Source organism: Variovorax sp. H27-G14, assembly GCF_046156345.1.
In the GTDB taxonomy this organism is placed as follows: Bacteria; Pseudomonadota; Gammaproteobacteria; order Burkholderiales; family Burkholderiaceae_C; genus Variovorax.
Genome location: NZ_JAYLVN010000017.1, coordinates 90835 through 104179, shown reverse-complemented (window position 1 = coordinate 104179; position 13345 = coordinate 90835). Strand labels below are relative to the sequence as shown.

Annotated in this window: 14 protein-coding genes and 1 tRNA gene; 12 read left to right on the top strand and 3 right to left on the bottom strand. The window is 63.0% G+C overall.

Going from position 1 to position 13345, the window contains the following annotated elements; all coding sequences use genetic code 11:
* Positions 1–34: 34 nt before the first annotated feature.
* The gene (locus VLK31_RS28475; RefSeq protein ID WP_409171837.1) at positions 35–502 is read right to left on the bottom strand and encodes an SWIB/MDM2 domain-containing protein; all 468 of its coding nucleotides are present in this window, start codon (positions 500–502) and stop codon (positions 35–37) included.
* A gap of 155 nt (positions 503–657) precedes the next feature.
* A complete protein-coding gene (locus tag VLK31_RS28470) occupies positions 658–1548 on the bottom strand; it encodes a DMT family transporter (protein ID WP_409171836.1) in 891 nt (296 codons plus the stop codon).
* 72 nt (positions 1549–1620) lie between these two features.
* On the opposite strand from VLK31_RS28470, the gene VLK31_RS28465 reads away from it, so the two are divergent.
* Positions 1621–2034: a gamma-glutamylcyclotransferase gene (locus VLK31_RS28465; RefSeq protein ID WP_409171835.1), complete on the top strand. Its 414-nt coding sequence runs from the start codon at positions 1621–1623 to the stop codon at positions 2032–2034.
* A gap of 206 nt (positions 2035–2240) precedes the next feature.
* On the top strand, positions 2241–3572 hold the full coding sequence (gene aceA / locus VLK31_RS28460) for an isocitrate lyase (RefSeq protein ID WP_409171834.1): 1332 nt from the start codon (positions 2241–2243) through the stop codon (positions 3570–3572).
* Between the two features lie 68 nt (positions 3573–3640).
* On the opposite strand, the gene VLK31_RS28455 is transcribed toward aceA, so the two are convergent.
* Entirely contained in the window at positions 3641–4606 is a 966-nt protein-coding gene (locus VLK31_RS28455) for a GlxA family transcriptional regulator (RefSeq protein WP_409171833.1), read from the bottom strand.
* 96 nt (positions 4607–4702) lie between these two features.
* Here VLK31_RS28455 and VLK31_RS28450 point away from each other — a divergent pair, with 96 nt between their 5' ends.
* The 10 genes from VLK31_RS28450 to VLK31_RS28405 all read left to right on the top strand — a co-directional run bounded on the left by VLK31_RS28450 (position 4703) and on the right by VLK31_RS28405 (position 13308).
* Positions 4703–5014: a putative quinol monooxygenase gene (locus VLK31_RS28450; protein ID WP_409171832.1), complete on the top strand. Its 312-nt coding sequence runs from the start codon at positions 4703–4705 to the stop codon at positions 5012–5014.
* A gap of 234 nt (positions 5015–5248) precedes the next feature.
* Entirely contained in the window at positions 5249–7156 is a 1908-nt protein-coding gene (gene thrS, locus VLK31_RS28445) for a threonine--tRNA ligase (RefSeq protein WP_409171831.1), read from the top strand.
* 101 nt (positions 7157–7257) lie between these two features.
* Positions 7258–7881, top strand: coding sequence for a translation initiation factor IF-3 (gene infC / locus VLK31_RS28440; RefSeq protein ID WP_409171878.1), 624 nt, complete (start codon positions 7258–7260; stop codon positions 7879–7881).
* 155 nt (positions 7882–8036) lie between these two features.
* Positions 8037–8240 carry a 50S ribosomal protein L35 gene (gene rpmI / locus VLK31_RS28435; RefSeq protein ID WP_007832497.1) on the top strand — a complete coding sequence of 68 codons (204 nt, stop codon included), beginning with the start codon at positions 8037–8039 and terminating at the stop codon, positions 8238–8240.
* Positions 8241–8264: 24 nt separating this feature from the next.
* On the top strand, positions 8265–8624 hold the full coding sequence (rplT, locus tag VLK31_RS28430) for a 50S ribosomal protein L20 (RefSeq protein WP_007832499.1): 360 nt from the start codon (positions 8265–8267) through the stop codon (positions 8622–8624).
* Positions 8625–8736: 112 nt separating this feature from the next.
* On the top strand, positions 8737–9813 hold the full coding sequence (gene pheS / locus VLK31_RS28425) for a phenylalanine--tRNA ligase subunit alpha (protein ID WP_409171830.1): 1077 nt from the start codon (positions 8737–8739) through the stop codon (positions 9811–9813).
* Between the two features lie 38 nt (positions 9814–9851).
* Complete coding sequence (gene pheT / locus VLK31_RS28420) at positions 9852–12293, top strand: phenylalanine--tRNA ligase subunit beta (protein WP_409171829.1); 2442 nt, start codon at positions 9852–9854, stop codon at positions 12291–12293.
* Between the two features lie 5 nt (positions 12294–12298).
* On the top strand, positions 12299–12670 hold the full coding sequence (locus tag VLK31_RS28415; RefSeq protein WP_409171828.1) for an integration host factor subunit alpha: 372 nt from the start codon (positions 12299–12301) through the stop codon (positions 12668–12670).
* A 64-nt stretch (positions 12671–12734) separates the two neighbouring features.
* The gene (locus VLK31_RS28410; RefSeq protein ID WP_409171827.1) at positions 12735–13205 is read left to right on the top strand and encodes a MerR family transcriptional regulator; all 471 of its coding nucleotides are present in this window, start codon (positions 12735–12737) and stop codon (positions 13203–13205) included.
* 26 nt (positions 13206–13231) lie between these two features.
* Positions 13232–13308 (top strand) — tRNA-Pro (locus VLK31_RS28405).
* Positions 13309–13345: the final 37 nt, after the last annotated feature.

The window sequence follows — 13345 nt, the reverse complement described above, 5'->3', positions numbered from 1 at the left end:
CTTTTTGATTCAGGAGCGCGAGGCCCCCGAGTGCTTACTTGACGTGCTTGCCAATCAGCGCGGCCAGTTCGAACATCGACACTTGGGCCTTGCCGAAGATTTCCTTCAGCTTGGCGTCGGCGTTGATGTTGCGCTTGTTGGCCTTGTCTTGAAGGTTGTTCTTCTTGATGTAGTCCCACAGCTTGCTCACGACGGCGGTGCGCGGCAGCGGCGTCGAGCCGACAACAGCGGCCAGTGCCGGGCTGGGGGTCAGGGCCTTCATGAACGCAGCGTTGGGCGTGCGCTTCTTGGCGGGAGCAGCCTTCTTTGCGGGAGCAGCGGCCTTCTTCGCAGGCGCAGCAGCCTTCTTTGCCGGAGCCGCAGCCTTCTTCGCGGGAGCAGCAGCCTTCTTTGCCGGAGCCGCAGCCTTCTTCGCGGGAGCAGCGACCTTCTTTGCCGGAGCCGCAGCCTTTTTCGCGGGAGCAGCAGCTTTCTTTGCCGGTGCTTTCTTTGCAGTTGCCATGGTTGATTTCCTTTTTTGGTTGAACGTTCACCAATGAAAAACTTGCGTCTCCAGTGGCATTGCGGATGCTAAAGGAGAAAAAACGCGTTTCCAAGGGGAAAAGCGCTTTTTTCATTGGGGGCTGTTGTTTTTTCAGAGGGCAGAAGGGCCCTTTTTCAGGTTCGACGGCTTGGCCACGTCGCAAGCACCACACCAGTGAGCGCGAGCACGAATGCAAGCAGCTGTGGCGAAGAGAGGTTTTCACCCAGCACGAGCACGCCCACGAGCGCCGCGCTCACCGGCAAGAGCACCGCGAAAACACCCGCTTGTGCCGCTGGTACGTGGCGAAGTCCGGTCATCCAGAGCCACACCGTCCAGATGCTCGCGGCCAATGCATAGGCCACCAGCAAGGCCCAGGTGCCCACGCGCACCGCGGTGAAATCGAACTGCAGCGCGAACCAGATGCCGAAGGGCATCGACAGCATGAAGCCCCACAGGTTGATGAGCGACGCGATGCGCTTGGGCCCCAGGCGCCCCGTGAGCGACTTGCCGATCACCGCATACGCGGTCTCGCAGAGCACCGCGCAGAACACCAGCAGGTTGCCCAGCCAAGGCATCGACGACTGCGCGGCGGTGGGCGATGTCGGCGCGTGCGTTGGCGACAGCGCCAGCAGGCCGATGCCCAGTGCGGCGCACGCAATCGCCAGGCCGATGCGCGCGGTGATGCGCTCGCGCAGAAAGAGCCAGCTCGCCACGGCAACGCACGCGGGGATCGACGCCATGATCACGCCCGCCGACACCGCGCTGGTCATGCTCACGCCGTACAGCATGCAGATCGAGAACAGGAAGTTGCCGAGGAGGGACTCGAGGAACACCAGCCACCGCGTGTTCGAGTTCATCGGCGGCTCGTCGGGTGCGCGCCTGAGCCAGTGCGGCATGGCCAGCGCGGCAATGCCGAAGCGCAGCCATGCGAGCAGCAGCACCGGAAAAGCGGCAACGAGGGGCTTGGAGAGGGCGACGTAGCCGCCGACGAGCGACATGCTCAATGCGAGACAGCCGTAGGCCATGAGGCGGCCCGGTGGAGGTGCTGCGGAGTTCAATAGACTGAAGTTCTTGTTGTTGCGAAGAAAGCGGTTTCGATGATGCCCCACGTTTTTGTTTACGGCACGCTGCGCCGCGGTGGGCGCAACGACATCGCCCGCTACCGGCCGTTGCCTGTGTGGGTGGGCGAAGGCTTCATCGCAGGCACGCTGCATGACCTGGGTGCTTACCCCGGTGTGGTGCTGGGCGGTGCAGGGCGGGTGAAGGGCGAGGTCTACCTTGTGCAGCCGGCAGTGGAAGCGGCGCTTGATGCGCTCGAGGAAGTGGCCGACGACGACTTGGGCGAGTACATCAAGCGGCGACTGCGCGTGCAGGTCGACGGGCAGGAGATCGATTGCCTCGTCTACGAGATTCACCCGTCGCGCATTGCGGGCCGCAGCTTGATCGCAAGTGGTGACTGGATCGCGCATGTGGCGCTAAACAGCGCGCCGTTTTCACAACCGAGAGATTGATTGCGCATTGCGAAATGCCTGGCTGCTGCGCTGCAATATTTTTTCTCAATATGAGAAAAATAATTTTGCATTGAGAAATATCTCTGTAAGTCATTGATTTTGCTGGTTGAAAAATATGTCTTCTATAAGACATAAGAGTCTGCGTCGGCATTAAAGTAGCTCCACGGCCGCAGCGCCAACCTTCAACCCAACCTCACGGAGTGACCATGCCCCAGACCCTCACAGAACAACTCAGCCGCGAACAACAAGTGGCCGCCCTCGAAAAAGAGTGGGCCACCGACCCCCGCTGGAAGGGCGTCAAGCGCGGCTACAGCGCGGCCGACGTGGTGCGTCTGCGCGGCTCGTTCCCCATCGAGCACACGCTGGCCAAGCGCGGCGCGGAGAAGCTCTGGGACAAGATCAACGGCGGCTCGAAGAAGGGCTACGTGAACGCGTTCGGCGCCATCTCCGCCGGCCAGGCCATGCAGCAGGCCAAGGCCGGCCTGGAAGCCGTGTACCTGTCGGGCTGGCAAGTTGCCGCCGACGGCAACACGTCCGAGTCGATGTACCCCGATCAGTCGCTCTACGCCTACGACTCGGTGCCGACGATGGTCCGTCGCATCAACAACACCTTCCGCCGCGCCGATGAAATTCAGTGGGGCCGTGGCGTGAACCCGGGCGACAAGGAATTCATCGACTACTTCCTGCCCATCGTCGCAGACGCGGAAGCCGGTTTTGGCGGCGTGCTGAACGCCTTCGAACTGATGAAGAACATGATTTCTTCGGGCGCTGCCGGCGTGCACTTCGAAGACCAGCTGGCTGCCGTGAAGAAGTGCGGCCACATGGGCGGCAAGGTGCTCGTGCCGACGCACGAAGCCTGCGAGAAGCTGATCTCGGCGCGTTTTGCCGCCGACGTGATGGGCGTGTCCACCATTGTTCTGGCCCGCACCGACGCTGAAGCGGCCAACCTGATCACGTCCGATCACGACGCCAACGACAAGCCGTTCCTGACCGGCGAGCGCACGCAAGAAGGCTTCTACCGCGTGAAGAACGGCCTGGAGCAAGCCATCAGCCGCGGCGTGGCCTACGCGCCCTACGCCGACCTGGTGTGGTGCGAAACCGGCGTGCCGGACATCGGCTTTGCCCGCGAGTTCGCGCAGGCCGTGCACGCTGCCTGCCCGGGCAAGCTGCTGTCGTACAACTGCTCGCCTTCGTTCAACTGGAAGAAGAACCTCGACGACAAGCAGATCGCTTCGTTCCAGGAAGACCTGGCGGCGCTCGGCTACAAGTACCAGTTCATCACGCTGGCCGGCATCCACATCAACTGGTTCAACACCTTCCAGTTTGCCCACGCCTACGCTCGCGGTGAAGGCATGAAGCATTACGTGAACATGGTGCAAGAGCCCGAGTTCGCCGCGCGCGACAAGGGCTACACCTTCGTGTCGCACCAGCAGGAAGTGGGCGCGGGTTACTTCGACGACGTGACCACCGTGATCCAGGGCGGCTCCTCCAGCGTGAAGGCGCTGACCGGCTCGACCGAAGAAGAGCAGTTCCACTGAGCTGCACCCTGCTTCGCTGAACAGCTTGCTTTTGTTTGGAGCCCGGCCGCGTGCCGGGCTTTTTCTCGTCAGCTCTCCAACCGCATTTCGCGCACGCCGCGCCCCAGGCGCTGGCGCAGCAAGGTGCGCAGCGTGACGCCGTCGGCATAACCCACAAGGCCGGCGATCTGCTCCAGGCTCTTGTCGCTGGTCTTCAGCAGGTGCACCGCGCGCTCCACGCGCAGGTCCTGCACATAGGTCAGCGGGCTCTTGCCGAGCACCCGCTGCATGCGCCGCGCCAGGGTTCGCTTGCTGGTGCCCGCGGCCAGCGCGGCTTCGTCGAGCGAAAAGCCGTGGGCCAGGCGCCCGCGCGCCCAGCGCTCGAAGCGTTCGACCATCGGATCGGAATGCTGCAGGTGATCGGAAATCACATAGGCCGATTGCGAAGGCCGCGCATCGACGATGAGGTAGCGCGAGACCAGCGTCGCGAGTTCGGGGCTCGCCTGGCGCACGAGCCACAGCGCCAGGTCGACATGGCTCAGCGCCGCGCCGGCGGTGAGGCGATCGCCCGACGCCACGAGCATGCGCGAATCTTCGAGCAGCACGGCCGGATAGCGCTGGCGAAACAGCGTGGCCAGCCACCACGTCGTCGTCGCCTTGTGGCGATCGAGCAGGCCGGCTTCGGCAAGCACGAAGGTGCCGATGCATGCGGCCGCGAGGTTGGCGCCCGCGCCGGCATGCGCCTGCAGCGCGGCGCAGGCATCGCGCACGTCGGCGCGAAGCAGTGCGGGCTCGAGCGTCTCGGGCATCTTGCAGCCGAGCGCGGGGACCACGATCCAGTCGGCGTTGCGGCTGCTGTCGAGCGCACGCGCAATCGGCACGCTGAAGCCCTGCGAGGTGCGCACGCGCTTGCGAACGCCTACCACCGACACGTCGAAAGGCGCCACGTCGAGCTTCAGCGTGGCCGCGAGTTCGTTGGCGGTGGTGAACACGTCGAGCACCGTGGACAGGCCGGTGTCGAACACGCCGTCAAGAGCGAGTACATCGAGCTTCATGGCCATAACCATATCAAAGATGTCAAAAATGCCAATACCGCCGACGGCCGATGCTCCCTACAGTGAAGGTTCTTTCTTTCAACCCTGGAGATGACCATGATCAAGTTCGCACTGTTCGCCCGCCTCGAAGCCAAGCCCGGCAAGGAAGACGAAGTCGAGAAATTCCTCGAAGCCGGCCTGGCCATGGCGCGCGACGAGAAGACGACGCCGATCTGGTTTGCGCTGCGCCTGTCGCCCAGCACCTTCGGCATCTTCGACGCGTTCGAGGACGAAGCAGGGCGGCAGGCCCACCTCACGGGCCCGATCGCGCAGGCGCTCATGGCCAAGGCGCCCGACCTGTTCGCGAGCCCGCCCTCTATCGAGACCCTTGACGTGCTGGGCCTCAAGAACGCGGCCAGCGCGGCCTGAACGCGCTGAGCGACCTGAGTGGCCAGCGGATAGAATCGCCGCCTCTGCACTCAACAAGAGCGAGAAAGGCACCTTGGTTATGACACCGCGAACTACTCCGCAAGGATTCAGCGGCTTTTTCTTCACTGAAGGAAAAGGCCGGTAACCCCGCGCACGCTGGTTTTTTCCAGCTCTACAACCAAGCAAAGCGCGGCATCCACCGCGCTTTTTTGTTTTTCTCCCCGAGGTTTTCACATGATCCAGATCACGCTTCCCGACAACTCGCGCCGCGAGTTTCCCGGCCCGGTTTCTGTCGCCGAGGTCGCCCAGTCCATCGGTCCCGGACTCGCCAAGATGACGGTGGCCGGCAAGGTCGACGGCAAGCTCGTCGATGCCAGCGACGTCATCGACCACGACGCCAAGCTGCAGATCATCACGCCCAAGGACGACGAGGGCCTGGAGATCATTCGCCACTCGACGGCCCACCTGGTCGGCCACGCGGTGAAGCAGCTCTATCCGACGGCCCAGATGGTGATCGGCCCCGTGATCGACGAGGGCTTCTACTACGACATCTCATACGAGCGCCCATTCACGCCCGAGGACATGGCCGCCATCGAAGCCCGAATGCGCGAACTGATTGCGCAGGACTACGACGTCGTGAAGAAGGTGACGCCCCGCGCCGAGGTGATCGAGGTCTTCAAGTCGCGCGGCGAAGACTACAAGCTGCGCCTGGTCGAAGACATGCCCGACGAGCAGGCCATGGGCCTGTACTACCACCAGGAATACGTCGACATGTGCCGCGGCCCGCACGTGCCGAACACGCGCTTCCTGAAGGTCTTCAAGCTCATGAAACTGGCCGGCGCCTACTGGCGAGGCGATGCCAAGAACGAGCAGCTGCAGCGCATCTACGGCACGGCCTGGGCCGACAAGAAGCAGCTCGACCAGTACATCCAGCGCATCGAGGAAGCCGAGAAGCGCGACCACCGCAGGCTGGGCAAGGAGCTGGACCTGTTTCACATCGACGAAGCGGCGCCGGGCCTGGTGTTCTGGCACCCCAAGGGCTGGGCGATGTGGCAGCAGGTCGAGCAGTACATGCGCGCCATCTACCGCGATACGGGCTACTGGGAAGTGAAGGGCCCGCAGATTCTCGACAAGAGCCTGTGGGAAAAAACGGGCCACTGGCAGAACTACCGGGACAACATGTTCACGACGGAGTCGGAAAAGCGCGAATACGCGCTCAAGCCGATGAACTGCCCGGGCCATGTGCTGATTTTCAAGAGTGACCTGCGCAGCTACCGCGACCTGCCACTGCGCTACGGCGAATTCGGCCAGTGCCATCGCAACGAGCCCAGCGGCGCGCTGCACGGCATCATGCGCGTGCGTGGCTTCACGCAGGACGATGGACACATCTTCTGCACGGAAGACCAGATCCTGGACGAGTGCATTGCGTACACGGAGCAACTGCAGAAGGTCTATGCCGACTTCGGCTTCACGGACATTCTCTACAAGGTCGCCACGCGCCCAGAGAACCGCGTGGGCTCTGACGAGCTGTGGGACAAGGCCGAGCATGCGGTGATGGAATCGCTGCGCCGTTCGGGCGTGGACTTTGTCATTGCCCCGGGTGACGGCGCCTTCTACGGCCCGAAGATCGAGTACACGCTGCGCGACGCCATCGGCCGCCAGTGGCAGTGCGGCACGATGCAGGTCGACTTCAACACGGCGGAGCGCCTGGGCGGCGAGTACGTGACGGAATCAAGCGGCCGTGCGAATCCTGTCATGCTGCACCGCGCGATCGTCGGTAGCCTGGAGCGCTTCATCGGTATGCTGATCGAACACCACTCCGGCGCGATGCCCGCATGGCTCGCTCCGGTGCAGGTTGCGGTGCTCAATATCAGCGAAGGACAGGCCGATTACGCTCGAGACGTGGCGAAAGCGCTGCAAAATCAAGGGCTTAGGGTTCAGCTTGACCTGCACAACGAAAAGATTACGTATAAAATACGGAAGCATTCGTTGCAAAAGCTCCCTTACATCCTTGTCGTAGGCGACAAGGAAAAGGAAGCTGGTGCCGTTGCAGTGCGCGCCCGGGGCAATCAAGACCTCGGTGCAATGTCCCTCGAATCGTTCGTGCAACGGCTCGTTCAGGACATTGCCGACAAGCGTTGATTTGTCTCTGAAACACCCTATATGTTTCCTTGCCAACTCATGTCGTTTGTCCGCGAGGGCTGAACGGCGTTCGCTACAGATTTTGTAGCAATTTTTGAAGGATTCTGACCATCGCTACTGCATTTCGCGACCGCCGCCACCGCGAGGAACGCCAACACCGCCTGAACCGGGAAATCATGGCCCCGGAAGTCCGACTTGTCGGCCCGGAAAACGAGCCAATGGGTGTCATGAGCCTTTCCGAGGCCCTGCGCCTGGCGGGCGAGGCCGATGTGGATCTGGTGGAGGTCGTCGCGGCGGCCAACCCGCCGGTATGCCGCCTGATCGAGTACGGAAAGTTCAAGTACCACGAGCAGAAGAAGGCAGCCGAAGCGAAGTCGAAGCAGAAGGTCATCGAGGTCAAGGAAATTAAGTTCCGACCCGGTACCGACGACGGCGACTACAACATCAAGATGCGCAACATCAAGCGCTTTCTTGAGGATGGCGACAAATGCAAGATCACGCTGCGCTTTCGCGGCCGCGAGATCACGCACCAGGAGCTTGGCTTGGCGCTGCTGCAGCGCATTCGCGACGAACTGGGCGACCTGATCATGGTCGAGCAGTTCCCCAAGCTTGAAGGTCGGCAGATGATCATGATGATCGCGCCGGGCCGCAAGAAGGTGGGTGGCGGTGCGCCTAAGCCGGCGGCTGATGCTGCCGCGCCGGCTGCTTCGCCCGCGACTGCCTGAGTCGGGTTTGCAGTAGACGAGGTTTGAAGGGATTTCGCCGTTGCCGGTGCTTCGCAAGAAGCGCTGGCAGGGGCGAGATAAAGAAGTGTCTCGGGGCCAACAAGTCCGTGGAGCATCCATGGCGCCTCACGAGCACAAACTAAAGGAGCATTTACATGCCCAAAATGAAGACCAAGAGCAGCGCGAAAAAACGTTTCCGCGTTCGTCCCGGTGGCACCGTCAAGCGCGGTCAAGCCTTCAAGCGTCACATCTTGACGAAGAAGACCACCAAGAACAAGCGTCACCTCCGTGGTGCAGTCGCAGTGCATGAAACCAACATGGTTTCTGTCGCCGCCATGCTGCCCGGCCGTGGCATTTAATTCAGACGAACAAGGAGAAAATACATGCCTCGCGTCAAACGTGGTGTAACGGCTCGCGCCCGCCACAAAAAAGTTCTCGCACTCGCCAAGGGTTTTCGCGGTCGCCGCGGTAATGTCTTCCGCGTCGCCAAACAGGCGGTGATGAAGGCGGGCCAATACGCCTACCGTGACCGCCGTACCAAGAAGCGCGTTTTCCGTCAGTTGTGGATTGCGCGTATCAACGCCGCCTCGCGTGAACTGGGCCTGACCTACAGCCAGTTCGCCAACGGTATCCGCAAGGCCGGTATCGAGATCGACCGCAAGATGCTGGCGGACATCGCCGTGCACGACAAGGCCGCTTTTGCCGGCATCGTGGAGCAGGTCAAGGCCAAGCTGGCTGCTTGATTCTGCACAGCAGGCTGCTGCCTTCGGGCAGCTTCCTGCGCCCACGGCTCAAGGGCTGGCGCTTGAAAAGGCTCCAGCTCTTTTTTATTTCCCCTCGAAGATTTTTGTTGCTATGAACGAGTTGGACTCCCTGGTCGACACCGCACGCGCCGCCTTCGCCGAAGCGAAAACGCCCGCCGAGCTCGAAAACGCCAAGGCACAGTTCCTTGGCAAATCGGGTCGCATCACCGAGTTGATGAAGGGCATGGCCGCGCTGAGTGTCGAAGAGAAGAAGTCCCGCGGCGCCGCCATCAACGTTGGCAAGCAGGCCATCGAGGCCGCCCTGACCGAGCGCCGCCAGCAACTCGCCGACGAAGAGCTCTCATTGCAACTGCGAGCCGAAGCGCTCGACGTGAGCCTGCCCGGCCGTCGCCGCATTTCGGGCGGCCTGCACCCCGTGAGCCGCACGCTGGAGCGCATCGAGGAGATCTTCTCGAGCATGGGCTTCGACGTGGCCGACGGCCCCGAGATCGAGAGCGACTGGCACAGCTTCACCTCGCTGAACAACCCGCCGAACCATCCGGCGCGTTCGATGCAGGACACGTTCTACGTCGACCTCAACGGCGACGACGGCATTCCCTACAACCTGCGTCCGCACACCAGCCCGATGCAGGTGCGCTATGCGCATCAGCACATCAAGAAGTACGCGGCCGAGTTCGCGGCTGCTGCCGCAGACACCACCGGCACCTTCAAGGCGCCAGAGATCCGCGTGATCGCGCCCGGCCGCACCTACCGTGTCGACAGCGACGCCACCCACTCGCCCATGTTCCACCAGTGCGAAGGCCTGTGGCTCGGCGAGAACGTGAGCTTCAAGGACCTGAAGGTCATCTTCACGGACTTCTGCCGCACCTTCTTCGAACGCGACGACCTCGTCCTGCGCTTCCGCCCCAGCTTCTTTCCGTTCACCGAGCCAAGCGCTGAAATTGACATCCAGTTCGCGAGCGGCCCGTTGGCCGGCCGTTGGCTCGAGGTGTCCGGTGCCGGCCAGGTGCACCCGAACGTGGTGCGCAACATGGGTCTGGACCCCGAGCGCTACATCGGCTTCGCCTTCGGCATGGGCCCCGACAGGCTCACGATGCTGCGCTATGGCGTGAACGACCTGCGCCTGTTCTTCGACGGCGACCTGCGTTTTCTCTCGCAGTTCCAGTAAGCCCCTTTCCCTAGAAAAACCAGATCGAGATCGAAGAGATGCAATTCCCGGAATCCTGGCTGCGCGAGTTCTGCAACCCGCCCCTCGACAGCGCCGCACTGGCCGAAACGCTCACCATGGGCGGCTTCGAAGTCGAAGAGCGCCGCCCGGTGGCGCCGCCTTTCACGCGCATCGTGGTCGGCGAAATCAAGGAAGCGGCGCAGCACCCCAACGCCGATCGCCTGCGCGTGTGCCAGGTCGATGTGGGCCAGGGCGCCTTGCTGAACATCGTGTGCGGCGCGCCCAATGCGCGCGTCGGCATCAAGGTGCCTTGCGCACTGGTTGGCGCCGAGCTGCCCCCGGGTGAAGACGGCAAGCCGTTCCTCATCAAGCTCGGCCAGCTGCGTGGCGTCGAGAGCCAGGGCATGCTGTGCTCGGCACGCGAACTGCACCTGAGCGAAGACCACGGTGGCCTGCTCGAGCTCGCGGCCGATGCACCCATCGGCGCCGACGTGCGCGATGTGCTCAAGCTCGACGACGCGCTGCTCACGCTCAAGCTCACGCCGAACCTGGCGCACGGCCTTAGCGTCTATGGCGTGGCGCGTGAACTGTCCGCGCTCACCGGCGCGCCGCTCAAGACGCCGGCGATTGCCACGGTCGCGACCGCATTCGCCGATGTGCTGCCCGTCAAGGTCGAAGCGCCCGAACTCTGCGGCCGTTTCTCGGGCCGCATCATGCGTGGCGTGAACACCCAGGTGACCACGCCCGCATGGATGGTCGAGCGCCTCGCGCGTTGCGGCCAGCGCAGCGTGACACCGCTGGTCGACATCTCGAACTACGTGATGTTCGAGTACGGCCAGCCGACGCACATCTTCGACCTCGACAAGATTCACGGCGGCCTCACCGTGCGCTGGGGCAAGGCGGGCGAACAACTCAAGCTGCTGAACGGCACGACCATCTCGGTAGACGACAAGGTCGGCGTGATCGCCGACGACCGCGAGGTCGAGTCGCTCGCCGGCATCATGGGCGGCGACGCCACCTCGGTGTCTGACGACACGCGCAACATTTATGTCGAAGCCGCCTTCTGGTGGCCCGAGGCCGTGCAAGGCCGTTCGCGCCGCTTCAACTTCTCGACCGATGCGGGCCACCGCTATGAGCGCGGTGTTGATCCGAGCCGCACGGTGCAGATCATCGAGCGCATCACGCAACTGATCGTCGAGATCTGCGGCGGCGAAGCCGGCGCCATGGACGACCAGACGCTGCACGTGCCCGCAGCCGTGCCCGTCACGCTGCGCGTGGCGCGTGCGGCGCGCGTCATCGGCATGCCGCTGACCCAGGCGCAGTGCGCCGATGCGCTGAACCGCCTCGGCTTTGCCATCGCCGAGGGCGAGGGCACCTTGACCGTGACCCCGCCGCCGCACCGCTTCGACCTGCTGATCGAAGAAGACCTGATCGAAGAAGTTGCGCGCCTGATCGGCTTCAACAACCTGCCGACCACGGCGCCGCTTGCGCCCATCACCGCCCGCGTGCGGCCCGAGGCGCAACGCAGCCGTTTCGCGGTGCGCCGCAGCCTGGCCGCGCTGGGCTATCAGGAAACGATCAACTTCAGCTTTGTCGAAGCCCATTGGGAGCAAGACCTTGCCGGCAACGCCAACCCGATCAAGCTGCTGAACCCGATTGCCAGCCAGATGAGCGTCATGCGCTCGTCGCTGCTCGGTTCGCTGATGCAGGTGCTCAAGTTCAACCTCGACCGCAAGGCACCGCGCGTGCGTGTGTTCGAGGCCGGCCGCGTGTTCCTGCGCGACGACAGCGTGGCAACGACCGACAGCACCGTGCGCGGTGTGAACCAGCCGATGCGCGTTGCGGGCCTGGCCTGGGGCGACGCCGATGAATCGCGTTGGGACGGCAAGTCGCAACGCGTCGATTTTTACGACATGAAGGGCGACGTCGAAGCGTTGCTGGCGCCCGTGGTGCCAACCTTCGATGTGGCCGAGCATCCGGCGCTGCACCCCGGGCGTTCGGCGCGCGTGCTGGTCGACGGCAAGGCCATTGGCTTCGTCGGCGAACTGCATCCGCGCTGGCGCCAGAAATGGGACTTCTCGCAGGCGCCCGTGCTGTTCGAACTGGACCTCGACGCGGTGACCGCGCGCTCCGTTCCGGTGGCCAAGGCCGTGCCCAAGCACCAGGCCGTGGAGCGCGACATTGCCGTGGTCGTGGCCGAGGCCGTCACGCATGACGCGCTCATGCAGACCATCCGCGCGGCCAGCGCGACGCAAGGGCTGCTGCGCGACGCCGCGCTGTTCGACATCTACCGTCCGCAACCATTGCGCGACGGCGCCGTGGCCTCACCAGGGGCCTTGGCGCAGGGTGAGAAGAGCATGGCGGTGCGCCTGAGTTTTCAGAGCGACAGCGCCACGCTGACGGACGAGCAGGTCGAGCCCGCCGTGCGTGCCATCGTCGAACAATTGGGCGCCACGCTCGGCGGCCGCTTGAGGGGTTGATGAGAATGAACGCTGCCGAATTCACGCTCGAGGCCCTCGAGACGCCTGCGCTCACCAAGGCGCATCTGGCCGATCTGCTGTTCGAACAGATCGGCTTGAACAAGCGTGAGTCCAAGGACATGGTCGAGGCGTTCTTCGAGCTCGTGGCGGGCAGCCTCATCGAAGGCACGGACGTGAAGATCTCCGGCTTCGGCAACTTCCAGATTCGCGTGAAGGCACCGCGGCCGGGCCGCAATCCGCGCACCGGCGAGGCCATTCCGATCGGTGAGCGCCGCGTGGCCACGTTCCATGCAAGCGCGAAACTGAAGGAGCAGATCCACGGAAGCATCGACCAGGGCAGCGCGTCCGAGGTCGAGTGGAGCCTGGGCGCCGAATAGTGCTTGGTGCTGTGCGCCTGCGTGGAGTAATCTCTAAGGTTTCCCGCGCACAGTCTTGATTTCAATGGAGAAAACGCTCCCGCCGATTCCTGTCAAACGCTACTTCACCATTGGTGAGGTGGGCGAACTCTGTGGCGTCAAGCCGCATGTGCTGCGTTACTGGGAGCAGGAGTTCACGCAACTGCGACCCATGAAGCGGCGCGGCAACCGCCGCTATTACCAGCACCACGAGGTGCTCATGATCCGCCGCATCCGCGACCTGCTATATGACCAGGGCTTCACGATCAGCGGGGCGCGCAACAAGCTGCAGGAGTTGGTGCAGGGTGAGCGTGACCGCCGCAAGTCGGGCGATGTGCCGCTCGAAGGCATGGAAGCGATAGAGATCGATCAAGAAGAGTTCGATGCCGCCGTTGTGCAGAGTGCACCCGAGTCGGCGACCACTGCGGCGAGTACGAAAACCGTGGATCTTTCGCAGCTGTTGCACCTTCGCCGCGAACTCTTTGAAATTCGTGAGCTGCTGACTGTTGGACACTGAATTTAGAGCGCTATAATCGAGAGCTTCGGTGTGTGGCGCAGCCTGGTAGCGCACTTGCATGGGGTGCAAGGGGTCGAAGGTTCGAATCCTTTCACACCGACCAAAATCAGTAGATAGATCAACGGGTTACGCTCACAAGG

Coding starts and splice junctions, on each gene's coding strand:
- VLK31_RS28475 (WP_409171837.1), bottom strand. CDS start 502: ATGGCAACTGCAAAGAAAGCACCGGCAAAGAAAGCTGCTGCTCCCGCG.
- VLK31_RS28470 (WP_409171836.1), bottom strand. CDS start 1,548: ATGGCCTACGGCTGTCTCGCATTGAGCATGTCGCTCGTCGGCGGCTAC.
- VLK31_RS28465 (WP_409171835.1), top strand. CDS start 1,621: ATGATGCCCCACGTTTTTGTTTACGGCACGCTGCGCCGCGGTGGGCGC.
- aceA (WP_409171834.1), top strand. CDS start 2,241: ATGCCCCAGACCCTCACAGAACAACTCAGCCGCGAACAACAAGTGGCC.
- VLK31_RS28455 (WP_409171833.1), bottom strand. CDS start 4,606: ATGAAGCTCGATGTACTCGCTCTTGACGGCGTGTTCGACACCGGCCTG.
- VLK31_RS28450 (WP_409171832.1), top strand. CDS start 4,703: ATGATCAAGTTCGCACTGTTCGCCCGCCTCGAAGCCAAGCCCGGCAAG.
- thrS (WP_409171831.1), top strand. CDS start 5,249: ATGATCCAGATCACGCTTCCCGACAACTCGCGCCGCGAGTTTCCCGGC.
- rpmI (WP_007832497.1), top strand. CDS start 8,037: ATGCCCAAAATGAAGACCAAGAGCAGCGCGAAAAAACGTTTCCGCGTT.
- rplT (WP_007832499.1), top strand. CDS start 8,265: ATGCCTCGCGTCAAACGTGGTGTAACGGCTCGCGCCCGCCACAAAAAA.
- pheS (WP_409171830.1), top strand. CDS start 8,737: ATGAACGAGTTGGACTCCCTGGTCGACACCGCACGCGCCGCCTTCGCC.
- pheT (WP_409171829.1), top strand. CDS start 9,852: ATGCAATTCCCGGAATCCTGGCTGCGCGAGTTCTGCAACCCGCCCCTC.
- VLK31_RS28415 (WP_409171828.1), top strand. CDS start 12,299: ATGAACGCTGCCGAATTCACGCTCGAGGCCCTCGAGACGCCTGCGCTC.
- VLK31_RS28410 (WP_409171827.1), top strand. CDS start 12,735: ATGGAGAAAACGCTCCCGCCGATTCCTGTCAAACGCTACTTCACCATT.